The 23,322-nt window shown below is 45.3% G+C and carries 20 protein-coding genes; 11 read left to right on the forward strand and 9 right to left on the reverse strand.

Annotated elements, in window-relative coordinates:
• The first annotated feature begins 256 nt into the window (after positions 1–256).
• Positions 257–1,144: a glycerophosphodiester phosphodiesterase gene (locus AAE02nite_RS19510; protein WP_146901763.1), complete on the forward strand. Its 888-nt coding sequence runs from the start codon at positions 257–259 to the stop codon at positions 1,142–1,144.
• The gene (locus tag AAE02nite_RS19515; RefSeq protein WP_146901766.1) at positions 1,145–1,816 is read left to right on the forward strand and encodes an SdpI family protein; all 672 of its coding nucleotides are present in this window, start codon (positions 1,145–1,147) and stop codon (positions 1,814–1,816) included. It abuts the gene before it with no gap.
• A 1-nt stretch (position 1,817) separates the two neighbouring features.
• Here the strand turns inward: AAE02nite_RS19515 and sdaAA are convergent, their stop codons facing one another.
• Together sdaAA and AAE02nite_RS19525 are read right to left on the reverse strand one after the other, a co-directional pair.
• Positions 1,818–2,723: an L-serine ammonia-lyase, iron-sulfur-dependent, subunit alpha gene (gene sdaAA / locus AAE02nite_RS19520; protein WP_146901769.1), complete on the reverse strand. Its 906-nt coding sequence runs from the start codon at positions 2,721–2,723 to the stop codon at positions 1,818–1,820.
• A 120-nt stretch (positions 2,724–2,843) separates the two neighbouring features.
• The gene (locus AAE02nite_RS19525; RefSeq protein ID WP_146901772.1) at positions 2,844–4,259 is read right to left on the reverse strand and encodes a thioredoxin-like domain-containing protein; all 1,416 of its coding nucleotides are present in this window, start codon (positions 4,257–4,259) and stop codon (positions 2,844–2,846) included.
• 257 nt (positions 4,260–4,516) lie between these two features.
• Between AAE02nite_RS19525 and AAE02nite_RS19530 the strand changes: the two genes are divergently transcribed.
• From AAE02nite_RS19530 to AAE02nite_RS19560, 7 genes are all read left to right on the forward strand, one after another.
• Positions 4,517–5,023 carry an NADH-quinone oxidoreductase subunit A gene (locus tag AAE02nite_RS19530; RefSeq protein WP_146901775.1) on the forward strand — a complete coding sequence of 169 codons (507 nt, stop codon included), beginning with the start codon at positions 4,517–4,519 and terminating at the stop codon, positions 5,021–5,023.
• A gap of 90 nt (positions 5,024–5,113) precedes the next feature.
• Entirely contained in the window at positions 5,114–5,635 is a 522-nt protein-coding gene (locus AAE02nite_RS19535) for an NADH-quinone oxidoreductase subunit B (protein ID WP_146901778.1), read from the forward strand.
• A gap of 236 nt (positions 5,636–5,871) precedes the next feature.
• The gene (locus AAE02nite_RS19540; protein WP_371863492.1) at positions 5,872–6,117 is read left to right on the forward strand and encodes a type II toxin-antitoxin system RelE/ParE family toxin; all 246 of its coding nucleotides are present in this window, start codon (positions 5,872–5,874) and stop codon (positions 6,115–6,117) included.
• Between the two features lie 53 nt (positions 6,118–6,170).
• Positions 6,171–6,473 carry a helix-turn-helix domain-containing protein gene (locus AAE02nite_RS19545; protein WP_146901781.1) on the forward strand — a complete coding sequence of 101 codons (303 nt, stop codon included), beginning with the start codon at positions 6,171–6,173 and terminating at the stop codon, positions 6,471–6,473.
• Between the two features lie 369 nt (positions 6,474–6,842).
• Positions 6,843–7,400 (forward strand): NADH-quinone oxidoreductase subunit C, encoded by a 558-nt coding sequence (locus AAE02nite_RS19550; protein WP_146901783.1) that lies wholly within the window; start codon positions 6,843–6,845, stop codon positions 7,398–7,400.
• 114 nt (positions 7,401–7,514) lie between these two features.
• Positions 7,515–8,726 (forward strand): NADH-quinone oxidoreductase subunit D, encoded by a 1,212-nt coding sequence (locus AAE02nite_RS19555; RefSeq protein ID WP_146901786.1) that lies wholly within the window; start codon positions 7,515–7,517, stop codon positions 8,724–8,726.
• 284 nt (positions 8,727–9,010) lie between these two features.
• A complete protein-coding gene (locus AAE02nite_RS19560; protein WP_146901790.1) occupies positions 9,011–10,513 on the forward strand; it encodes an NAD(P)H-hydrate dehydratase in 1,503 nt (500 codons plus the stop codon).
• A gap of 22 nt (positions 10,514–10,535) precedes the next feature.
• Here the strand turns inward: AAE02nite_RS19560 and AAE02nite_RS19565 are convergent, their stop codons facing one another.
• The 3 genes from AAE02nite_RS19565 to AAE02nite_RS19575 all read right to left on the reverse strand — a co-directional run bounded on the left by AAE02nite_RS19565 (position 10,536) and on the right by AAE02nite_RS19575 (position 13,192).
• The gene (locus AAE02nite_RS19565; RefSeq protein ID WP_146901793.1) at positions 10,536–11,327 is read right to left on the reverse strand and encodes a UbiA family prenyltransferase; all 792 of its coding nucleotides are present in this window, start codon (positions 11,325–11,327) and stop codon (positions 10,536–10,538) included.
• Between the two features lie 322 nt (positions 11,328–11,649).
• Positions 11,650–12,210, reverse strand: coding sequence for an inorganic diphosphatase (locus AAE02nite_RS19570; RefSeq protein WP_146901796.1), 561 nt, complete (start codon positions 12,208–12,210; stop codon positions 11,650–11,652).
• Between the two features lie 307 nt (positions 12,211–12,517).
• On the reverse strand, positions 12,518–13,192 hold the full coding sequence (locus AAE02nite_RS19575) for a hypothetical protein (protein WP_146901799.1): 675 nt from the start codon (positions 13,190–13,192) through the stop codon (positions 12,518–12,520).
• 150 nt (positions 13,193–13,342) lie between these two features.
• Here AAE02nite_RS19575 and AAE02nite_RS19580 point away from each other — a divergent pair, with 150 nt between their 5' ends.
• On the forward strand, positions 13,343–14,164 hold the full coding sequence (locus AAE02nite_RS19580) for a phosphatase PAP2 family protein (protein ID WP_146901802.1): 822 nt from the start codon (positions 13,343–13,345) through the stop codon (positions 14,162–14,164).
• A 116-nt stretch (positions 14,165–14,280) separates the two neighbouring features.
• Here the strand turns inward: AAE02nite_RS19580 and AAE02nite_RS19585 are convergent, their stop codons facing one another.
• From AAE02nite_RS19585 to AAE02nite_RS19600, 4 genes are all read right to left on the reverse strand, one after another.
• Entirely contained in the window at positions 14,281–14,757 is a 477-nt protein-coding gene (locus AAE02nite_RS19585; protein ID WP_146901805.1) for a GNAT family N-acetyltransferase, read from the reverse strand.
• A gap of 121 nt (positions 14,758–14,878) precedes the next feature.
• Entirely contained in the window at positions 14,879–17,272 is a 2,394-nt protein-coding gene (locus AAE02nite_RS19590) for a S9 family peptidase (protein ID WP_146901841.1), read from the reverse strand.
• 184 nt (positions 17,273–17,456) lie between these two features.
• Positions 17,457–19,019, reverse strand: coding sequence for a RagB/SusD family nutrient uptake outer membrane protein (locus tag AAE02nite_RS19595; protein WP_146901807.1), 1,563 nt, complete (start codon positions 19,017–19,019; stop codon positions 17,457–17,459).
• Positions 19,020–19,029: 10 nt separating this feature from the next.
• A complete protein-coding gene (locus tag AAE02nite_RS19600) occupies positions 19,030–22,248 on the reverse strand; it encodes a SusC/RagA family TonB-linked outer membrane protein (RefSeq protein WP_246151190.1) in 3,219 nt (1,072 codons plus the stop codon).
• Positions 22,249–23,080: 832 nt separating this feature from the next.
• Here AAE02nite_RS19600 and AAE02nite_RS26865 point away from each other — a divergent pair.
• Positions 23,081–23,212 carry a hypothetical protein gene (locus tag AAE02nite_RS26865; protein ID WP_262713470.1) on the forward strand — a complete coding sequence of 44 codons (132 nt, stop codon included), beginning with the start codon at positions 23,081–23,083 and terminating at the stop codon, positions 23,210–23,212.
• The last annotated feature ends 110 nt before the right edge of the window (positions 23,213–23,322 follow it).

The raw sequence follows: 23,322 nt of genomic DNA on the forward strand, positions 1-23,322 counted from the left end.
TTCGTATAAGTACCTGATAAAAGCTTCCGGGTTCAACCCTGGGAGCTTTTTATTTGCCGCTAAATCTGAGCATTACTTCAAAAGCGGGCCTGATGCTAATTCAGCATCTAGCAGAAATTTTTAATCTTTGTTCACTCCTCCTCTCCAGGTAAATTTTAGCCCAATCTATCCGCTTTTGGTTATAAAATTTAGCTAAACTTAACTATTTATAATGCCACTTATTATTGTAAATTAGCTTCGCATAATCTGTATTGTCGTGGCTATAATATTTACTTACCTCCGCCGGTTAAGGAACAACCGGTTTGTATTGGGCCTGGTAGTAATGGCCTGCATCTCTTTATATTTTGCCTCGTGTGATTCCGGCAGCAGCGAAAAAATAGAATTGACCAAGCTTCGCCGAAAAATAAGCCTGATTGCCCACCGCGGCGCCTCCGATGCTGCTCCCGAAAACACCCTGGCCGCCATAAAAAAAGCGTTGCAGGGCCCGGCCGATTATATCGAAGTGGATGTTCACCAGACGAAAGACGGGGAAGTAATATTGATGCACGATGCCACGGTAAACCGCACCACCGATGGGCATGGCGCCATTGCCAAACTTACCCTTGCCGAAATTAAGAAACTTGATGCCGGCTTATGGTACGATTCAGCATACCGGCACGAGAAAGTGCCAACCCTGGCAGAAACGTTGCAGTTGGTGCGGGGCCGGAAAAAGTTACTGATAGAGATTAAAAAAGGCCGAGATGGGTTTTACAAAGGCCTGGAGCATAAAATATTAACTATTATCAGAGAAAACAAAGCACAGAACTGGTGCATCTTACAAACTTTTTACGACCCGGTTCTGGAGAATATCTGGAAAAATGAATTAGCCGTGCCGACGCATAAATTAATAGTAGCCAAAATTCCTTTCCTGCCGCTTTATTTTGACCACCGCATCCGCTGGGGCAGTTTTGATAAGTATGACCGGGCCATAGCCATTAATGCCAACCAGTATTTTACCACCCAGGGGTTTGTAAAAGAATTGCATAACAATGGCTTTAAAACCTACCCCTGGACCGTAGATGACCCGCAGGCCATTAACCGGGTGCTGGCCCTGGGGGCCGACGGCGTTATTACCAATACCATTTCGCACCTGGAAATTGAATAAATGAGTGGCTTAAAAAAGACTAACTGGCTGGAGAAGGAAAGCCTGCGCCTGATAATTATTGCCCTCCCTTTTGTTTTCCTTGGCTTATTTTGGCCCGAACTACCCAGCCGCATTCCGCTGCACTGGAACTTACAGGGCGAGGCCGATGGTTATGGCAGCAAATGGGCTTTCCTGGGTTTAGCCGGCTTAAACGTATTATTATTCGGGCTATTCTTAATCCTGCCCCACCTGGATCCCAAAAGCAAAAACTATGTCCATTTCGCGAACGAATGGCATATCATACAAGTCATTCTTCACCTGTTTATTACTTATTTGTTTTTTATTGTAGGCTTAACGGCTTTGGGGTATGGGTTACCGGTAATTTTAACTATTAAGTACGGTTTAGTTGGCTTGTTCCTGCTAGTAGGGAATTACCTAGGTACCGTCCGGCCCAACAGCTTTATCGGCATTAAAACGCCCTGGACAATCAGCAGTGATTACGTCTGGCACAAAACCCACCGGTTTACTGCCCAGGTTTGGGTATTGAGTTCGTTGCTGTTACTTATTTTTGATTTCTGGCACCAACGTTACCCATGGGCATTCTTTGTTTATCTGGGGCTGTTGGTAGTGGCGCCGGTGGTTTATTCTTACCTGCTTTATAAAAAACAACCGGAAGTAAATCCAAAAAAATAAACTACTCGGCCGGTGTGTCCGGCAGTATCTGGATATCCTGTATTAATACCCGTTTTTCAATAGCCTTACCAATAGGGGTATTAGCCAAACCACCCAGGGCAGTTTCTTTGTAGCGCGTTTCCATACTCTGGCCTACTTCCCCAAGTGCCATTACACACTGATCTACCGGGATTACAGGATCTACGCCGGCAATGGCAATCTGCGCCGACGAAAAAGCAATAGCGGCTGCACTGGCGTTACGTACAATACAAGGCACTTCTACCAACCCGGCTACCGGATCGCATACCAAACCCAGCATGCACTGAATGGTAATAGCTACAGCATTAAATACCTGTGGCACGGTACCGCCCAGGCAATACACAATAGCCCCGGCTCCCATAGCGGCAGCGCTACCCGTTTCGGCCTGGCAGCCGCCTACGGCTCCGGCCAGCGAGGCATTTTCTTCTATAATTAAAGCGATACCGGCTGCCACCAGCAAAGCTTCGTGAATTTTACGGTCGTCGAGTTGGTGAATTTCCTGCAAGGTGGTTAGAACGCCGGGCAGAATGCCCGATGCGCCGGCGGTGGGTGCCGCCACCACCCGGCCCATGCAGGAATTTACTTCTTTGGCGCCTAATGCCCGGGCTACCAGCAACTGGAAATCGGTACTAAGCACCGTTACCGGAGCAGCCGCTACTTTTTTTGCACCATTGTTTACCATGCCCGATCGGGAAGTCATGTTCTGGGTTAAGCCGGTTTTAACGGCATCGCGCATCACGTCATAGGCGCGGGCAATATTTTCCCAGATGTAGGCTTCGGTCCGGCCTTTTTGTTCTATCTCGTATTGCAATACCGGCTGGTACAGCAGTTCTCCGGTTTCCTGGCAATGCTTTTCCCAACTAACAAAATCCTGAAATAACAACGACATGGGTATATTTTAAATATAAATCGTTAAAACAGTGGTTATAGCACCACGTTCTATATTATACGATTATACGAATTTAAAATTGCTCTTGCCCTTTAATCAGGATAATAATACAAGGCTGCCTTAAAAGGTAATCGGTACCAGATGCTTCTCGCTGGTTTCGAGATTTACTTTTAAAAGTTGGTGATGGTTGGTATCGGTTACCCACAAATAGCCATCGATAAATTTGACATCGTTGGGTTCATCCAAACCGCCAATTACGGTACGTACCCGCTTCTTTTCCAAATCAAGTACTTTTACTTTGCCGTTGTAGGTATCGGCTATATACAAATTATTATCCACCACCGTCAGGCCTACTACGTGCTGCAGTTGGGCCACTTCAGCCGCACCGTCCAGATCGCCGAAATCGAAAAGGCCATGGCCCACTAAGGTGTGTACCGTGCCCGCTTCCAGATTTACTACCCGGATGGCACTGGCTTCGGCATCGGCTACGTACAATAAGTTACCCGCTAAGGCCAGGCCGCTGGGCTGGTTAAAACTAGCTTCAGACAAAGAGCCGTTAACCAAAGCTTCGCGACCCGTGCCGGCAAAGCGCATTACCGTTTCGGTTGCTAAATCCATGCACAAGAGCTGGTGGTTACCGGCGCTGGCAATGTACATTACTTCTCCGGCTATAGCCAAATCCCAGGGGCTGTTGGGGTTTACGGGTTCCCCCAGCTTATCCTGGTAAAAGTAATATTCGAGTTCGCCGGTACCAACGGCGGTAACTACCGCCCTTTCTACTAAATCTACCAGCCGGATAGCGTTGTTTTTGGTATCGGCTACGTACAGAACATGACCTTTTAAGGCTAAGCCCTGTGGTTCCCGGAAGGTGGCCTCTTCGTAAGTTCCATTCTGGAAGCCCGCTTCGCCGTTACCAATAATGGCTAATACTTGTCCGTCGGCGCTTATTTGTAAAATACGGTTGTGTCCGCTGTCCGATAAAAAAATAGTACCATCCGGGGCCGCCAACATTTTGCCCGGGAATTGCAAAGGCGTATCCAGGCTGGTTTCGCGCTGAAATGGAAATATCTGGCGGTTAAGCTTATGTCCGAAATCTCGTATCAGTTGGTCAATGTTAGGTTTAACGACTTCGTATATGCCTTCGCCGGCTTTCTGACCAATTACGTTACCATCCGGGTCTATTAATACTACCGTAGGCCAGGCGTTAATGGCATACTGCCGCCATATTTCAAAATCGGCATCGTTTACCACGGGGTGGTTGATACCAAATTTTAAGATGGCCTTCCGAATGCTGTTCTGGTTTTTCTCGGCGTCGAATTTGGCCGAATGCACGCCAATGACGACCAGTTCTTCAGGGTATTCGGCTTCTAACCGGTTTAAATCCGGAATAATGTGCTGGCAATTAATGCAGCCCATGGTCCAGAAATCGAGCAGCACAATTTTACCCCGAAAATCTTTTAAAGTATAGTTTTTATCTGCGTTCAGCCAACCGTGCCTGGTGTTTATTTCAGGAGCACGTACACGTCCGGTTATCATGGTTTATGAAGGTTTGCGGAATTAATCTAAATAATAATATATTAATAGATAAGGCTATATTCAACAGGTTTCGGCGTTTAAATGTTACGCCCTGCTCTAAATTTTTGCGTGTAATATTTCAACTATAAACCACCTGCCGCTATTGTGTGCCGCCTTGCATTATTTAACCAGCTTGAATCCGGCTTCGGGTAAGCAGGAATAATTTTGCACAAAAAACGTAAAATAGGACGTATCTTTGTATTTACAACATGTAAGCTATGGCAGCAGGTTATTTATCGGACTTTGGCACTATATTATTATTCCTGATTGGCGGCGCTATCTTTATATTAATTGGGTTATTTACCGCCCGCTTAATCCGGCCGCACCGGCCCAACGCCGAGAAGCTGGCCACCTACGAATGCGGCGAAGAAGCCGTGGGCAGTTCGTGGGTGCAGTTTAACCCGCGGTTTTACGTAATTGCGCTCATATTTATCATTTTTGATGTTGAACTGGCTTTTATGTTTCCGTGGGCGGTGGTTTTTGGCCGGCGCGATTTAGTAGAAGCTACCGACGGGTTGTGGGGCTGGTTTGCCTTAGCCGAGATGGTCATATTTATCTTTATTCTGGCTTTGGGCTTGGCTTACGCTTGGGTAAAAGGGCACCTCGACTGGATTAAACCCAAACCTATTCTGCCAACGAGCCATTCGCCGGTTCCCGCCGATTTGTACCAGCGCGTAAACGAGCGGCAATACACCGTCCGGAAAAAAGAGGAAACAACCGTTTAACTACCGAACCTGCGCCAGTAAAAAGCTTTCTAAAACTAAATTATCAAATCTAAACACTAATAACTAATAACTATCAGCTAACCACTACCTATGAGTTTTATGCGCGAAAAAGATGGAGAAGGCAGTATTGTGGTTGCCAAGTTAGACGACCTCCTCAATTACGCCCGGCTTTCGGCATTGTGGCCCATGCAATTTGGCCTGGCCTGCTGCGCCATCGAAATGATGGGCGCCTGGTCTTCGGGTTATGATATCGATCGGCTGGGCATTATTCCGCGGGCTTCGCCGCGGCAGTCCGATGTAATTATAATTTCGGGCACGGTTACGTTTAAAATGGCCGACCGCATCCGGCGGCTTTACGAGCAAATGCCGGAGCCCCGTTATGTGATATCGATGGGTAACTGCTCTAACTGCGGCGGCCCTTACTGGGAAGAAGGCTACCATGTGGTAAAAGGCGTCGACCGCATTATTCCGGTTGATGTTTACATCTCGGGTTGTCCGCCTCGGCCCGAGGCCCTGATTGGCGGTTTTATGAAACTGCAGGAAAAAATCCGGAATGAAAGCTTGTTGGCGCCTAAAGCTGTGCAAAATTTATTGGGAAAGAACAGCTTATAGAACTCACTAATAAAGGCCAACGTAAGCTACAATGCCGCTTTGAAGAACCGTAATCTTGATCATTACAACCTATCTTCGCTAATATTTCCTTGCATTTATCCTAAACCATTTTCTTTTGTTCCATTATTCGTTAACTTTGAGAAATGGAATACATAAGAAAGATTGTATTCTACCAGAATCACTTTCTCTAATTTTATGAAAGACAAACAGAGAAAGTAAAAGGTAAGATCGACGAAATACTCTTTCTTATAACCATTGTAGAAAGAGTGCCTAAAAAGTTCTTACAGTATATGGAAGGAACTAATGGGCTTTATGAAATTCGTGTAGAATTAGGAAGCAATATTTATAGGATTTTCTGCTGCTTTGACGAGGGAAAGCTGGTTGTACTTTTCAACGGATTTCAGAAAAAGACACAAAAAACGCCAAAGGCAGAAATAGAGCGGGCAGAGAAACTTAAAGCAGAATACTTCGGACAAAAGTAAGTACTCAAATCCTAAGGAGGCGGCAACTCATACAATACGGCGATAAAGAAGTTATGGGCACCAAGAATAAAAATACCACCACATTCGAGGAACATCTTGATAAACGTTACGGTGAGCAAGGTTCTTTGAAGAGAACTGAGTTTGAAATCAAAGCTAAGGCATTTGCCATTGGAGAAGTTATCAAAGAGGAAAGAAGGCTTGCAAATATGACCCAAGAACAATTAGCCGAGAAAACAGGCACAAAAAAGAGTTTTATATCCAGAATCGAAAATGGGCATAGTGATATCCAGCTTTCAACACTCTACCGAATCTTAGAAATCGGCCTTGGACGGAAGATAACCTTGTCTATAGAATAAGGCATAACAACACCTAAACGTCAGATGCGTTTTCCTTCAGCCAGCATTATATCGCCTCTTAATAGCGCTGGTTTAGTGGACGGGGACCTGTGGTTCAACCCCCAGCCGCCATTAAACAGAGACGTTGAATATAAGGTCTATCACTTTCTCTTGCATTTCTTTTCATATTCCATTGAGCGGTACGTTAGAAACTACAGTTAAGCCTGACTGGACACAAAACTGAACTATTCTTTATAATGAGCAGGATCATAAATCTCAAAAGCTAAAAAATTAACGGGTCTTAAGCCCAAACTTGCGTAATACCAATAGATAAATATTACCGTCAGGTTAAGATAAATTTTGACTTCGGTAAAAAATAAAAGTTAAAACGTGACCTACAACGAATTAAAAGACCTGCTAACCGAAAAGTTTGGCGCTGAAATAATCACTGGCGAAAACACGCAGAATCCGCAACCGTTTTTAAATATTAAAACCGATCGGCTGGCCGACGTTTGCCAGGAATTATTCACGAACCCGCAAACTTACTTTGATTATTTAGCTTGTATTACCGGTTTAGATAACGGCCCGGAAGTGGGCACCCTCGAAGTTATTTACAATTTATATTCCATTCCTTACGACCACCACTTAACCTTAAAAGTAATAACCGAGCGTTTAACCCCAACCGGTGCCCTGCCCACCGTACCCACGGTAAGCCACATCTGGCGCACCGCCGACTGGCATGAGCGTGAAGCTTACGACCTGGTGGGCATTAACTTTACCGGCCACCCCGATTTGCGCCGCATTTTATGCGCCCACGATTGGGAAGGTCACCCTTTGCGCCGCGATTACGAATGGCCGGAATATTACCACGGCCTGAAAGTTCGCTACGACAACCACAACGAGGTAAACGGCTTTAAAGGCGAATTCTTCAAAACTTTTGAAGATTAACCTATAAAAATTTATTAGGAAAAGAATACACAATTGCCGGGAGCTTATCCGCTACCAGGCTCAAATTAAATATTGTTCAACAAAATAATACCCTTGGACAGCGGATTAAAAAATATGTCGCAAACAAGTTCTCCTTATTCTAACTACATTATTCAGGCGGAGCCCACCTTGCATAACCCGGACAACCTGAAAGCCGGTGAAATGCTTTTAAATATGGGCCCACAGCACCCTTCTACCCACGGGGTGCTGCGCCTGGAAGTAATTACCGATGGCGAAATAATTACCGACGTGGTTCCCCATATTGGTTACCTGCACCGCTGCTTCGAGAAGCACGCCGAAACCCGCGCCTACAACCTCACCATTCCGTTTGTGGATCGCATGGATTACCTGGCAGCCATGAACTCAGAACACGTTTGGGCCATGGGCGTAGAAAAAATGCTGGGGATTGATGGACAGTTACCACGCCGGGTAGAATTTATCCGGGTGTTAGTGGCCGAACTAAACCGCATTGCCTCCCATTTTCTGGCTATTGGCACCTACGCCATCGATATTGGGGCTTACACGCCTTTTTTGTGGATGCTCCGCGACCGCGAACACATTCAGCGTTTATTGGAATGGGTATCGGGTGCGCGCATGCTTTATAATTACATCTGGATTGGCGGCCTGTACTACGATTTGCCGGTCGGTTTTGAAGAACGTTGCCGTGAGTTTATCGATTACCTGCAGCCCAAACTGGATGAGTTTGAAGATATCCTGCTCAAAAATAAAATATTTATCGACCGTACGGCTAACATTGGCGTTCTGCCGCTGAATGTGGCCATTAATTACGGTTGCTCCGGCCCGATGCTACGGGGCTCCGGTCTTAAATTCGATTTACGGCGGGTGGATGGCTACTCGGTGTATCCCGAACTGGAATTTGATATTCCGGTGGGCCAGGGCATTATGGGTACTACCGGCGATTGTTGGGATCGCAACTATATCCGGGCTTTGGAATGCCGCGAATCGTCCCGGATAATTCGCCAGTGCCTCGACCATTTGGAAACCGATTGCAAACGCACCCCCGATTTTGACCCGCAGGCCATGTGTCCGAAAAAAATCCGGCCCAAAGAACAGGAATTATATTTCCGGGCCGAAACACCACGCGGGGAATTAGGCTACTTTTTCCGGGCTACGGGTAAATCCGATATTCCGTTCCGGTGCAAAGGCCGTTCGCCATGTTTTTCTAACTTATCAGTGCTCCACGAAATTTCGCGGGGCTGCATGGTGGCCGATATGATCGCCATTGTAGGTTCGGTAGATATTGTATTGGGTGAACTGGACCGGTAATTTGTTGTGGAGATAAGTAATAAATATAAGTTTAAGCAATCCAAACGTGTCATTCAGAAGGAAACTTGTTAGCTGCCTGCTAAATAGATTCCTGCTGAATGACAGGAGTGGGCTCAATGACCTAAATTAAGTGTTACAATCCTCTTTTACGTACAGTAGTAAGTAAATTCCAAGGTAAATAACTTAAGAGCTATGTTAAGTTTCCTAAGTACCATTATTATATACTATCTAATCTGATTTTGATAAACGTAGTACTTACAACTTTACCGCCACCCGCTAAACCTATGAAAATACTTACTGCTCTCCAGATTCGCGAAGCTGACCAGCGTACAATTGCGGAAGAAAATATTCCTTCGGCTGCGTTAATGGAGCGGGCCGCCAATGCTTTTACCGAATGGTTTACCCGTAAATTTCCGGATACCGGTAAAAATATTCTGATCTGTTGCGGCCCGGGTAACAACGGCGGCGATGGGCTGGCTATTGCCCGGATGCTCCACGCGTTGGATTATGCGGCTACTGTCTGGATTGTTGCGCCGGAAAATAAGTTTTCTCCGGATTTCCTGACCAATCAGGAACGTTTGCCGGCCGCTATTCCGGTTACTAATATTAAGCAAACATCAGATTTCCCGGAAGCTTCCGAATTTAATTTAGTGCTGGATGGTTTGTTTGGTACGGGTTTAAGCCGGTCGGTTACCGGAATTTACGCCGAAATAATTCAGCATATTAATCATTTGCCGGCACAGGTAATAGCCATTGATGTGCCGTCGGGTTTATATACAGAAGCACCTAACCAGCTGGGTGATGCGATTGTGCAGGCTGACTATACGCTTAGTTTTGAAGTACCCAAATTAGCCTTTTTACTGGCCCAGAACGAAAAATATGTAGGCGAATGGTACCTGGTAGCCATTAACCTCAGCCCGGCATTTTTAGCAGATGTTACTACAGATAAATTTATCTTTACCCGGGAGCAGGTAACCCAAATAATTCAACCGCGTCGGAAATTTTCGCATAAAGGCACCTACGGACACGCGTTGCTGCTGGCAGGCAGTTACGGTAAGATGGGCGCGGCGGCTTTAGCGGCGCGGGCTTGTTTGCGGAGCGGTGTCGGTTTACTATCGGTGCATTGCCCCAAAGTTGGTTATACCATTTTACAAACAGCCGTTCCCGAGGCCATGACCCTGCCCGATACCGAAGCAACCCACCTGACGCAACTGCCGGATTTAAACACCTACCAGGCTATTGGTATTGGCCCCGGCTTGGGCAAAGAACCCGCCACCCGCCACCTGGTACGCCAACTATTACAAACCACCCCAGCACCGCTCGTAATAGATGCCGATGCCCTGAATATTATTGCGGAAGAAAACCTACAGCCGGCTTTGCCCCCGAATACCATCTTAACCCCGCACCCGAAAGAATTTGAACGCCTGGCCGGTCCGGCTTCCGACGACTATAATAGGCTGAAGCTACTGCAGAATTTTTGCCGGCAGTACGGATGCTTTGTGGTTTTAAAAGGCGGCCATACCTGCATTGGTACCCCGGCGGGCGATCTTTATTTTAATATTACCGGCAACCCCGGTATGGCTACCGGCGGTACCGGCGATGTGCTTACAGGCATTATTACCGCTTTGGTAGCGCAAAAATATTCGCCGCTGGATGCCTGCCGCCTGGGCGTGTATTTGCATGGTTTGGCCGGCGATTTAGCCCGTGACCAGGTAGGCGAAACCGCTCTGATTGCATCGGATTTAATTGAGAATTTGGGAGCTGCTTTCCGGCAGTTTGGGAGTTAATTTCGTGGATATGGAAGTTTATTCAGAGCAGCCAGACTAGCAGAAACTGCAAAACCATCATGCCATCGGCTATTACCGAGAAGAAATATTCGTTATTAGTAGAATGGGTTTGCCACACCACGTAAGCCGTAATGCCGGCCGAGAGCAACAAAGCTGCCCGGTAGTTTTGCAGGGGTATTAAACTTACCAGCAAAGCGAAAAAGGCTAAGCTTATCCAGGCAATGTATTTGGCTTTCTTAATCCCGATGGTACCGGGTAACGTTACGGTGCCGGTTGCCCGATCCCGGTCCACATCCCGGATATCGAAAATAATGGTAATAGCCAGGATAAACAGGAACCGCCGCAGGAAAAACAGCCAGGCCTCCGTAGAAAATATATCCTGGTTATACGCCAGCAACGGTAACCACACTGTTACGCAAGTCCAGACGTAGGCAATCAGGAATATTTTGAGCAAGGGAACATGCCGCAGGGGCCACAACTCGCCGCGCCGGGGCAGCACCGGCAAAGAATATAACACCGATAACAAAGCCAGGTGCCCCAGCAGTAAAATATTATACCGGTAAAATCCCGCCGTGAAGAAGCAATAAAGCGCCGCTGCGCCGGCTACCGCCATTAAGCCCGTTATTATAGGTTTATGCTGTGCCGCCCACGCCCGGCGCTCCGAAAAGGAAACTTGTTGCCGTAATTTATAGGGTAGTAAGCTATCGAAGTTATACAGCAGAAAGGTGGAAAAAAACACAAACAAACTTAACGCGACCGGCAACGGCAAATCCCACAACAAACAAGTAGTCCAGATTTGGCAAAAGGCGCACACGGAAATAAAAATATTTCCGAAAAATAAATAGTTCCGTGCGCTTCTGATTAGCCCTGTGGATGGTAAGCTCAACTAAATAAAAATAGCAAGGGTTGTAACTTAAATTTTTACGTGGTTATCAGGCTATCGGATATTAAATAACCGGAACAGATAAATGAGACCGGTGGGGCCGCTTGCTCCTGCGCAACGCTCGGCGCCTAAAAAAAGCCTGGTAGCCGTAGTACCCAGGGCACCACTACTAACAGGCTTATTATCTAAGTAATATTTTGGGTAATATTTGGCCAGCGTACCTGAAAATATTACAGCGGTACTTAACTTTTTGTTAAATAACTTCTTTAGGCTGACTTTTAAAAGTGCTGTTGTATAAGTCAATGCTTTTCTGAATAATTTCGTAAGCCTGTTCTCTGCCTAAAAACTGCTCTACAATCACTTCTTTATTTTCGAGCTTTTTATAGTCTTCGAAGAAACGACGAATTTCGAGTAAAGTATGCGGCGGCAACTGCGCAATATCGTTAATGTGGTTAACCGACATGTCGTTTTTAGCTACCGCTATAATTTTGTCATCTTCTTCGTTGTTATCAATCATCTGCATTACGCCAATAACTTTGGCATCCAGCATACACATGGGCTGCACATCAATAGAGCAAATTACCAGAATATCGAGGGGGTCGGAGTCGTCGCAGTATGTTTGCGGAATAAACCCGTAATTAGCCGGATAATGTATAGATGAAAATAACACGCGGTCCAGTTTCAATAGTCCGCTTTCTTTATCTAACTCGTATTTTGCTTTCGAACCTTTCGGAATTTCAATAATGCCAGTAACTACTTCGGGTGCGTTTTCGCCGTATTTTACACTGTGCCAGGGATTGTTTTTTCTTGTCATGTATTAATAATAAAAATATGCTGCTAAGGGAGCCATGCCTTTATTCATTCTGGTTTATACTGTTTTTGCAAGGCTCGGGGTTTATGATTTTTAAGTTATCTTTTGGTTGCTTCCGTACAGCTGATTTTAGCCGAACAGCCATCTCGCCAGAATAAAACGGGATAGTTTGGGTTTTAGCGCTGCAAAGATAACATACTCCGCATCCTTTTACGAAATTTTTAAGAAAATGTAAGAGGTTTAGAATTTTAAACAGTATTTCGGCAAAGAATAATGAATATTTAAACAAAGCCGGCAGGAGGCATTTTTTTTATTCAGCCAGATATATTTCTTTGTTCCGGGGATATTTAAAGATGAGCAAAAGCAAAAAGCAACTGCAAAACTCCAGCAATTCGGACCTGCGGCCCGAAGGGCAAAGCGCAATGAGGCCAAAAACCAGGAAAAAAGAAATAATCTGGTAGAGCTGCGGCACAGGTATAGCCAGGGAATCGACTATGTTCTTAATTTTTTGTTTACGCGGGTACAAAATGGGCAAAACTACCAGGTAGCAGGCCATAACCAGAATAAGCGTCCGCGAAAAAATAATTAAGTTGATGCTTCGACCGGCTATTACCAAATTATGCAGGTTAGTTTCTTTCTGCGAATTATTAGATTTAAAAAACTCGGAGCTTTCCAAACCCAGAAACCGCTGTCCCCAGCTCAGTTCTTCACCAATTAAAAAAACACAAACCAGGATTATGCCGGCCAAAGCACTTAAGAACAAGGGCCGCCGCAACCGAAATAATTTTGCCAGACGCAACCCGCTAATCACCATCATGACTGTCAGGGGCAGCAAAGTCATCCATTCAATAAAACCGTCTTCGGCGGTGTAGGTAAAATCGAACCAGTACCGGTCGGTGCGCGAAAGAACAATGCCAAAAAAAAGTAACCCAAAGGTAAAGTAAAGAATAGCGGCTTCGGGTTTCGATATTTTGTTTGGTGTCATTCAGGTCAGTTTCTGTTGCCAAAGATAAGGTTAATGCTTCTTACTACCAACACAGCGTTCCAGGCCGTATGAGTCCGGCAACACAAAAACTTTTACCCTGGGTTTACCGTTTCAAAACCACTCAAAATCCTTAAAAACGAAAATTGGTTTATGAAAAATAAATTATTACTTCTGTTTACTTTATTTCAGATTTCTATTACTACTTATGGTCAAAACAACTCGCCGTACAAAACCAACCTGAAAGTAGATTTACCGGTTACCATTGCGGGCATGGGGCTCAGCGGATTAGGCGTATATTTTATCAGTCAGAAAGACCGCATTCCGGATGCCCAGGCCTTAACGCTTTCCCGGTCTAAAAACGAGGTAAACAGTTTCGACCGCTTTTCGGCGGGCTACTACAGCGAATCGGCTAAAAAAACGAGCGATATTCCGTTCTATGGTTCTTTTGTAGCGCCGCTGGCCTTGCTCCTCGACAAAGATGTGTACCAGAATGCGCCCCAGGTTTTTCTGCTTTACGCCGAAACCATGTCGGTTACAGGTACTTTATTTGCTATGACGGCGGGCCTGGTAGATCGGAAAAGACCTTTGGTGTATGGCACGGAAGCGCCTTTAAAGGAGCGCACCAGCAAAAACGCCCGCAATGCTTTTTTTGCCGGGCACCCGGCGGCTACGGCATCGGCTACATTTTTCCTGGCCAAAGTATTTCATGATTTTAATCCCGATTCGCCGGCCCGTCCGTTTGTGTGGGGAGTTGCCGCCGCCGTACCGGCCACTGTAGGCTACTTACGCCTGCGGGCCGGTAAACATTTTTTAAGCGATGTAATAACTGGGTACACTATAGGTACTACGGTGGGAATTCTGGTGCCGCAATTACATAAAAAGGGCGATGCCAACGGTCTTTCTATTACGCCCGTTACCATTCCGGTTTTAGATGGTGTTACCAACGGGGTAGCTCTGAATTATAAGTTCTGATGCTGAGTTGTTAGTAATTAGCTGGTAGTGGTTAGTTATCAGGAATTAGTTTTGAATAAGCGGGGATTGTTGTTTAAGTTGGATTTGATTCTGCTTATAAAATAAACACTCACAGCTTAATCCTTAAACGATGTGGTGGGCCCGGCTTTTATTTTATAAAGGCCGGGCCGGGCTATTTCCAGGCAATTAGCGGCATCTTTTACCGGCGTAAAACCAAAACGGGTATACAGGCTGTGGGCATCCCGGGTCATGAGCATAAACCGCCGCAGGTTTTGTAAATCCGGGTGGGCCAAAATGCATTCTATCAGACATTTCGACAAGCCTTGCCCCCGGTGTTCGGCTAGTACAAAAACATCGGCCAGATAAGCAAAAGTGGCATAATCGGTAATTACACGGGCAAAACCAACCTGCTTACCCGAAGATGTGTACAAGCCAAAATTTAAAGAGTTGGCAATCGCCCGCGTTACAACTTGCAGTGGAATATTTTCGGCCCAGTAAGATTCTTTTGCCAAATATTCGTGAATCACCTCCACTTGCAGTTTTGTTGGCTCGGACGAAATAATATAATCGCCTTTGGTATATTCTACTGGCATTTACTTGACTTTAAATGATTATTAACCCGGCGCGGCGTTGGTTCTCCGCAAAATCTTTATTCTACTTGCTTTTGCCAATAAATAGCCGGAAGAAAAAGCAGTTAAGGTCAGATGCGCTTATTTAAGGTTGTGGTTTTAAATTGGTTTCGAAGAGCTTAAAAATACGCTTATATTCATCGGCCCAACTGCTGGGTTCCGTAAAGGCATGATCCTCTACGGGGTAAACAGCCAATTCCCAGTTTTCTTTTTTAAGTTCAATCAGCCGCTGCGATAAGCGCACAATATCCTGGAAATGCACGTTGGTATCTACCATGCCGTGGCACATGAGTAAAGCGCCTTTTAATCCGTCGGCAAAATAAATCGGTGAGCTCCGCACGTAAGCCAAACTATCGGTAAAAGGTTCGTTTAAAATATTGGAGGTATAGCCGTGGTTGTAATGGGCCCAATCGGTAACCGAACGCAGGGCCGCACCGGCGGCAAAAACATCGGGTTGGGTAAACATGGCCATTAAAGTTATAAAGCCGCCGTACGAGCCACCGTAAATACCAATGCGTTTTGGGTCTACGCCATATTTATCCACTAATAATTTAGCGCCATCTACGTGGTCGGAAAGGTCTTTGCCGCCCATGTGCCGGTAAATGCCGGTACGTATGTCGCGGCCATAGCCCGAACTACCCCGGTAATCAATATCCAGTACGGTATAACCTTGATCTGCCAGAAAATTATGGAACATGTACTCCCGAAAATATTGGCTCCACCATTTATGCGCATTTTGCAGATAGCCGGCACCGTGTACAAAAACAACCGCCGGGCCTCTGCCAGCAGTTTGCGATGGCCGGTACAACCGGGCAAAAATATTAACGCCATCGGTAGCTTTAAACGATATTACTTCGGGTTCGCGCCAGTTATAGGCTTTAAAGGCTGCGGTTAAGGAATTGGTTACCTGCCTGGGTTTGGCCCCCGGCCGGTTATCCTGTATATAAAGTTCCCAAGGCTTGTTGCTGGAGGAATACCGGATAGCCAGGTTTTTTTCGTCCGGCGATAAGGTTACCTCGTGGTGGCCGGGCAGAGAAGTTAAAGCCACGGCCTCGCCGCCCCCGAGCGGCAACCGGTAAAACTGCACATCGCCGGGATGATTTTTGTTGGCGTTGAAATACCAGTGCTTTTTATTTTTAGACATTTGCAGGTTCGATACTTCGTAGTTGCCTTGGGTTAAGGCTTTCTTAGCGCCCGTATTAATATTTACGGTATACAAGTGCGAATAACCGGCTTCTTCCGATTGAAACCAGATGTGCTCGTTATCGGGCAGCCAGCCAATTTCGCCGGCTCCGTAGCCAATACCGGGGCCGTTTATCCAGGCATCATCGTGCTGGCGGTACAATAATTTGCTGGTGCGGGTAGCCGGGTCGAAATGCAGCAGCCAGCGGTCTTTGTTATCTTGGGAGCGCACCACCAGCAACGCATTTTTACCGTTATCCGACCAAACCGGTCCGTAAGTTATTACAGCTCGCGGATTAGCGGCTTTAGCTTGTTTAGCCGGATAATCTTTTTGGTAGGCCGGTACTTCGTTAATGCCCGCCAATTCTTTAAAGGAAACCTGAAATATTGTATCCTGCTGGCGATCATAAACAGCCATTTCGTAAACAGGCTGCGGGTTACCTACCTTGGAACGGGTTGGAATATTTTGGGTAAAGCCCGAACTAGTTACAAAATTAGGTACCTGCGCTATTTGAGTGTTTGCTGTTACGGAGGTGGCAGCCCGGTAAGTAATGTAGCGTTCATCCGGACTTAGCACCATATTATCAACCGACTTATCACCGAGATAAACTTCAACAGGACGGTTTTTCCCCATTTGCCTGACTTGGGCTTTTGCGAGCGCTTTATCGGCTTCGCGGAGCTTCACAATATCCAACAGTACGGTTTGCTGTTTGCGAAGCCACTTTTCCTGTTCGTTTTTGGGCGCTTCTGGGTCAACGGGTTTGGCGCCTTTCCGGAAATCGGTTAGCTGCACCAACTGGCCGGATCCCAGGTGCAGGTAAAACAAATTATCCTTCTGCAGGAAAGCTATTTTCTTTTGGTCGAAAGTAAAGTCCGGTAAATATTCCCGTTCTACGGTATGGGTGAGTTGCTGTATTTTACCGGACTTAACATCCAGCAAAAATATATCGCCGTTTTTTTCATATACTTTTTGGGTGTAGTTGCGGTTGTAAGCACCGTTAGTAGTTGGCAATAACCGGCTTGCCGATGCACTTACTTTCCGGATATTTTTGCCGTCGGCATTTACGGTGTATAAAGAATCGCGCCGGTTGTTTTCGGGGTTCCACTGAAAATATATTTGCCGCCCATTTTCCGACCAAGAAATATTGCTGGGCGAAGTACCGGTAAAAGCGGTGCCCTGCATAATCTGGTCGATGGTTAAGCCTGCATTAGGCTTAACCTGGCTATAAACAGTTTGGGCACCTACAAAAGCTAAATACGCAAAAACAGCAAGAAATAATCGAATCGAAGAAAGCATGTCCGGGATAAATAAATTCAGCACAAGATTTAATAAAATTCTGAAAAAACACAGTAGTAGCGCCGGTATTCTCTAAATACAAAAGGGCTGCTCTTGCGAACAGCCCTTTTGTATTAAATTAATTTGTACTTTCTAATCAGGAGATAAAAGCCTTACTTAGAAAACATTGATTGGTACTTATTACTTATTGGCTTAACACCGGGTTATTCAGTACCTCTGCTTGTGGAATCGGGAAGGTTAATTCGTCGGCATCATACGCAAACGACTTACCGGCCTCGAACAAGTGGTTTGATCCGCGGGTAACGGTTTTCTTCAAACGCTTCATGGCTAAGTAAGCTTTACCTTCGCCCCATAACTCAATACGGGTCTGGAGATAAATTTCGTTTAACAATGCCTGGCCGCTTAACGCATCTACATAACCAGCATTGGTTACCCTTTTGGCTAACAGTTGTTTCAGCATGTCTTTGGCAGCGCCATCCTGACCTAGTCTGGCTTTCGCTTCTGCATTTAACAAATACATCTCCTCTAAGCGCATATACACATAGTCGGTGGTAACATTCCGCTGACCACCAATAACCCGGGCCGGATCGAAGAATTTATTTACCGGCATTAAGTCCAGGTCACCTTCGGCGTAGCCGTCCTCTTCGTAGAACTTTTCAATTCCCCCATTTTCCGGGTCGAACTGGCCTTTTCTAACATCATCGGCCCGAATAGCATTGTATAATCCTTTGTCGATGGTTTTGGGGTCACCGGCCCAGGCATAGCTATAAGTAAATACGTCCATTTGTCCCCACCAAGAAATCAGGTCCAGGTTAATGGCCAGGGTTAAATCAACGCCCCACATCCAGCTTGAGCTAGCCACATTGTTAAAGCCGGATTGCGGATTTAATACGCGGCCGGTAGCCGGATCCAGCTGAGCTACCACTTCATTTTTCTCTAACAATTTAAATCCGCCGGTCGAAATAATCTCATCGGTCAGTTTTACCACCTGATTTAAATCGGCGGTTGTACCCCGTGCCGATAAAGCATAAACCAATAAGCCTTTTGCTACTTGCTGGTTAATCTGGTCTTTAGAAGCCCGGTTAAAACCATCTAAATAGGCTACTGCCTGGGTTAAATCGGCTATAATAAAGTCATAAACCTCGGCGGTAGTGCTTTTTGGCTGGTTCGGCGACTTGGTATCTTTGTAAATTGGCAATATTTTTTCCGTTCCATCGCCGTAACCGGCTGAATAAAACTGGGCCAGATAAAAGTAGGCGTAAGCCCGGATAGCTTTGGCCTGCCCCATGGTGTAACGGTTTTGCGGCACGGTTTGCTCTTCATCTGTACCACCCAAAGCATCAATTACCGTATTGGCACCCAGCACCAGCCGGTAGTAGTACCGCCACGGCTGATAAGCCGGGTTAGAGGTAAAATCTTTGGTAGACTGATAGCGCACTACGCCGGTATACCAGCCGTAGTTTGTTCCGGCCAGCGCCACATCCGATACCAGCATATCGCTGTAAACGTCGTAGCCTTTCTGCCCGTAATCGTCGTGGTTAGTGGTTCCGCCGGTGCCGGTTTTGTACATGGTAGCGTACAAACCTGCAATACTGCCATTCAACAAAGAAGGGTCCTTTTCAGCGGCTTTGGCAATCTGCTCCGGCGATAAACGCTGGGTTGGCTCTTCTTCCAGGAAATCATCTTTACAACTGCTCACCATAAAAGAAAGAGCAACTGCACTTATTATATATAAACTTCTTTTCATTTCTGTTTAATTAAAATTTCACTCTTAAACCACCGGTGAGGGTAGATAAAGGATTATATTGGTATCTGCTTTGGCTATTATCCCGGTTAGAGCTACCTGCCTCCGAAATAGCCGGATTAAAGCCTTTACGGGCGGTGTTAATCCATAAGTTATCGCCGGATACCCAAACGGTAAGGCCACCCAAGCCCACTTTGCTGGTTATGTTTTCCGGTACGGTATAGCTCAGCCGAACATTGTTCAGACCCAGGTAATTGGCTTTGGTCAGGAAGCGGGTAGAAGCACCGGCAGCATTTACATCGGCGTTATTAGAAAGCCGCGGAACAATGCCATCGCCTGGGCTGTCAGCGCTCTGCCATCTGTTTAAAATATCGGTATGCCAGTTGTTGCTGCCAATTAAACCATTGCCCATTAAAGAAGCATAGCGGTAATCGTAAGCGTAACCACCCACACTGTAGATAAACTGCGCGCTTAAATCAAAACCTTTATAACCGCCAGCCAGGTTAAAAGCACCTCTTACTTTAGGAATAGCCGATTTGCCAACATATTTCTGCGTAGCACTGGTATAGGTTTTGGTAGTAGTGGTTTTCAATTCACTTTCCCGTACATCCGGATTGCTGGCTAAATAATTGCTCAGGTCCGTTATTCCTTCGCCGGCATCTAACGCATCATTGCCATTAGCATCGTTGTATACCACATTCCAGGTAGCCCGGCCATCCTTCAGGTCTACACCGGCATACTCTCTCATATAAAAATCAAAGATAGAGTGGCCTACTGACCAGCCGAAAGGTGCCTGAACGTCTATTGGTTTCTGCTTACCCGTAACCGGGTCTAAAGGCATTTCGGTGATTTCATTGTTAAACATTTCGCCGTTTACATTCAGGTCCAAACGGTAATCTTCGGTTTTCAGCACGTGGCCGGTTAAGTCAAACTCCAGACCCCGGTTTCTTAGCTTGCCGTCGTTTACCAGCAGCAAGGCATACCCTAACGAAGGGCCAACTCTTCTTTCGAATATTAAATTGTCGGTATTTTTGATATAATAATCTATCGAACCATCAATATATTCGCCTAAGCCAAATTCAATACCGGTCTGGAACATCTTAGAAGTTTCCCAGGTTAAATCCGGGTTACCTTTAGAGTAGAAGGCAAAAGCCGGTGCATCGTTCAAGTTATCTACATCAAACAAATCGTACCCCGGATAGAAACCGACACCGGCCTGGTCGCCGATTAAGCCGTAACTGGCCTTTAACTTTAAGTTGTTCAGTAGCGGCAGGCTGCTCATGAAGTCTTCGCTGGAAATTAACCAGGCAGCCCCCACCGAACCGAAAGTACCCCATTTGTCTTCGCGGAACCGGGAAGAACCATCTCTCCTAATAGTACCAGACAGGAAGTATTTTTTAGAAAAGTCGTAGTTAACCTGCGCAAAATAACTTTCTAAGGAATACCGGTTGGTGTAAGAGTTAGAAGGGTTAAATACCACGGCATTGCTTAAATCCAACAAATCCGGATCTACCAGGTTATAACCCGAGGCTATTAAGAGGCTACGGCCCCAGTTACTGGCTTCGTGTGCGGCCAACGCCTCAATACCGTGCTGCCCGAAGGACTTGTTGTATCTTAACAGATTCAATAAGTTGAAAGTGGTTAACTCTTCTCTTTCGGTATAAATGCTACCATTCTGCGAAGCAGAACCACCGTAATATTTATTGCCTCTGTTTACGTATTTGTCGTTGTAATACTGAACGCCTAATCTGTTCTCGAAAGTTAAACCATCCAGAATATTAAAGTTTAAATTGGCACTACCGTTCAGTTCGTTCCGGTTGTTGCGGTTAACATCGTACGTAGCATCCGAAATAGCATTGGTTAAGCCACCAAAACCCCGCGAAGTAGCATTAGAGCCCCCGCCGTAATCAAATCGGTTACCACCAAAAATCGGGTCAGTCAATAATTTACCTTCGGCATCGCGCATAAACAAAGGATAAATCGGCGGCATATTATCGGCAAACCAGAAAATACTACCGGAGTCTTCGCTCTGGCCGTTGTTATTGCTTTCGGTTCTGGCATAACCAAAGTTTACCCCTCCGGTTAACCATTTTTTAATTTCCTGGGTAACATTTAAACGGGCTGATAAGCGCTGAAAATCAGAATTAATAATATAACCCTGATCGTCTAAATAACCGAAAGAAGAATAATAATTGGTTTTACCATTCGAGCCGCCAAACTTCAGGTTAACCTCATTCCGGGCAGCATTCTGGAACGCGTAATCTTCCCAGTTTTCCGGGTCGTATTTACGAGTAACATCTGGTCTCACTGTGCGGGTAGCCGGATCTATTAACTGGGCGGCGGTGGCATTCCATAAGTTATAGTTAGTACGGATACCAGCCGTAGAAAATAACCGGGTATTGGCATAGTTAGTCGGATTGGCATTGTTCAGCGCAACCCCCTGGTTATACAAAGCTTCCCAGCCTAAGCCTATATATTGCTCCGGCGACTTAATGGTGCTGTACCGCGGCAATAAAGCCATGTTGGTACCAGTGCTGGCATCGGCTTCGATATAAGAAGTTTTACCCCGGCCGCTTTTGGTAGTTATTACCACTACCCCGTTGGCCCCTCTCGAACCGTAAATAGCCGTTGCAGCCGCATCTTTCAGCACCGTAGCCGACTCAATATCAGCCGGATTGATGGAATTTAAGTTTCCTGAAAATGGCACTCCATCTACCACATATAAAGGATCGCGGTTACCATTTACCGAACCTAAACCCCGGATACGGATTGTTCCGGTGGAACCAGGCTGGCCGCTGGTATTAATTACCCGCACCCCGGCTACTTCGCCGGCTAAGGCCTGCGTAACGTTAGAAACATTCTTTTTTTCTAAGTTTGCGCTGCTAACCACCTTGGCCGAACCGGTAAATGATTGCTGGGTTTGGGTAGAATAACCCGTAATAACCACCTCGCTTAACTGAGCGGCATCCACGTTTAAGGTAACATTTATGGTTGTAGCGCTACCAATGGTTCGCTCCACAGTAGTATAGCCAATAAAGCTAAAGGATAAAACGCCGGAAGCTGGGGCATTGATAGAATAATTACCTTCCACATCGGTACTGGTACCCGTTGAAGTACCTTTTACCAAAACAGTTACACCAGGCAGGCCCTGGTTAGTGGCACCATCCGTTACTTTACCGGATATGGCCTGCGACTGTGCATTTACTTCGCTTATTAAGAAAAGCAGAAGCATACACTTCATTAATAAAAATTTTGCCATAAGATTTGTTTGTTGTTTGTATGGGTTGTTAAAATTAAATAGACAAGAAGGCTGATTTAAAAACTAACCTTTTGCTTATTCAGAGAGATAATTAGGGAAAATCAGATTAGTATTATTCTGAAAATCGCGTAGTAATGAGCTAATTAACAATAAAGTGCAAAGATTGTTTTTATCAGGCTAGGTAAAAAACAACCTCATCAGCTTTAGTTGAACAGCCAGGTGTTGGAGCATTTTTTGGTTTTAAAGCAGGCTAAACCCTTGGGTATATAACTTTTTTGGAGACAAGCGCTGTTAGAGACGGGGAAAATCAGTTTTTACTTTTAAAATCATAATTTGTACTTAAGTTTATTGGATAGTTAATACATAATATCAAATTTAAAACTATATTGGATATAAAAAAAACGGCCCCAATTATCTATTAGTTTAGTATAAGTCTTCTGATTAAACAATATCTAATGTAAGTGCTCATATTATAAAATATTTTGAATTAACAATCGCCTAACAGCCGTTCGTCAGGATTATATTCAATTGTTCTTATACTTTTAAAATTTTTTAATTTTTTATCGGTTTCTAAAATATGTATAAGCTTCTTTGGTTTGGCACATACTTTAACCACATAAGCTACTTACTGCTATTTTAACAAACATTAGAGCTAAATATTAAATATTAAGCAACAAATTGGGCAAGTAACTACATAACCAAAAGCCAATAATAACTTTTAAATATCTCGCCTTTCGCTCCCTTCCCATTCGGTTTTTTTATAATTTTTAAATTACCTGCTCCGTTAAATTTTATCCACTTAGAAATGCAAACCGTAGTTCAGTGGAAAAATTCGGATGACAACCAGGAACATGATGGCAGTATTTTGCCAAGACCAGCTAACAGATTTTACGTACCCATCTTTCGCAAGAAAGACACAGACCGTACCACCAAATAATTTGCTAAACCAGGCAGGAACTAGCTCTTACTAAAATCTGGTTATTCTTAATTAACACCTAACTAGAGAATGGTTTAAACAGTTTTGTTATTTTACCGGATGTTATAATA

Origin of the sequence: Adhaeribacter aerolatus (genome assembly GCF_007991635.1) — a bacterium.
Taxonomy (GTDB): Bacteria; Bacteroidota; Bacteroidia; order Cytophagales; family Hymenobacteraceae; genus Adhaeribacter; species Adhaeribacter aerolatus.

What these genes read in the sequence shown, in the direction of transcription:
- AAE02nite_RS19515 (WP_146901766.1), top strand. Translation starts at nt 1,145, where the DNA reads ATGAGTGGCTTAAAAAAGACTAACTGGCTGGAGAAGGAAAGCCTGCGC.
- sdaAA (WP_146901769.1), bottom strand. Translation starts at nt 2,723, where the DNA reads ATGTCGTTGTTATTTCAGGATTTTGTTAGTTGGGAAAAGCATTGCCAG.
- AAE02nite_RS19525 (WP_146901772.1), bottom strand. Translation starts at nt 4,259, where the DNA reads ATGATAACCGGACGTGTACGTGCTCCTGAAATAAACACCAGGCACGGT.
- AAE02nite_RS19530 (WP_146901775.1), top strand. Translation starts at nt 4,517, where the DNA reads ATGGCAGCAGGTTATTTATCGGACTTTGGCACTATATTATTATTCCTG.
- AAE02nite_RS19535 (WP_146901778.1), top strand. Translation starts at nt 5,114, where the DNA reads ATGAGTTTTATGCGCGAAAAAGATGGAGAAGGCAGTATTGTGGTTGCC.
- AAE02nite_RS19545 (WP_146901781.1), top strand. Translation starts at nt 6,171, where the DNA reads ATGGGCACCAAGAATAAAAATACCACCACATTCGAGGAACATCTTGAT.
- AAE02nite_RS19555 (WP_146901786.1), top strand. Translation starts at nt 7,515, where the DNA reads ATGTCGCAAACAAGTTCTCCTTATTCTAACTACATTATTCAGGCGGAG.
- AAE02nite_RS19560 (WP_146901790.1), top strand. Translation starts at nt 9,011, where the DNA reads ATGAAAATACTTACTGCTCTCCAGATTCGCGAAGCTGACCAGCGTACA.
- AAE02nite_RS19570 (WP_146901796.1), bottom strand. Translation starts at nt 12,210, where the DNA reads ATGACAAGAAAAAACAATCCCTGGCACAGTGTAAAATACGGCGAAAAC.
- AAE02nite_RS19575 (WP_146901799.1), bottom strand. Translation starts at nt 13,192, where the DNA reads ATGACACCAAACAAAATATCGAAACCCGAAGCCGCTATTCTTTACTTT.
- AAE02nite_RS19580 (WP_146901802.1), top strand. Translation starts at nt 13,343, where the DNA reads ATGAAAAATAAATTATTACTTCTGTTTACTTTATTTCAGATTTCTATT.
- AAE02nite_RS19585 (WP_146901805.1), bottom strand. Translation starts at nt 14,757, where the DNA reads ATGCCAGTAGAATATACCAAAGGCGATTATATTATTTCGTCCGAGCCA.
- AAE02nite_RS19590 (WP_146901841.1), bottom strand. Translation starts at nt 17,272, where the DNA reads ATGCTTTCTTCGATTCGATTATTTCTTGCTGTTTTTGCGTATTTAGCT.
- AAE02nite_RS19595 (WP_146901807.1), bottom strand. Translation starts at nt 19,019, where the DNA reads ATGAAAAGAAGTTTATATATAATAAGTGCAGTTGCTCTTTCTTTTATG.
- AAE02nite_RS19600 (WP_246151190.1), bottom strand. Translation starts at nt 22,248, where the DNA reads ATGCTTCTGCTTTTCTTAATAAGCGAAGTAAATGCACAGTCGCAGGCC.
- AAE02nite_RS26865 (WP_262713470.1), top strand. Translation starts at nt 23,081, where the DNA reads ATGCAAACCGTAGTTCAGTGGAAAAATTCGGATGACAACCAGGAACAT.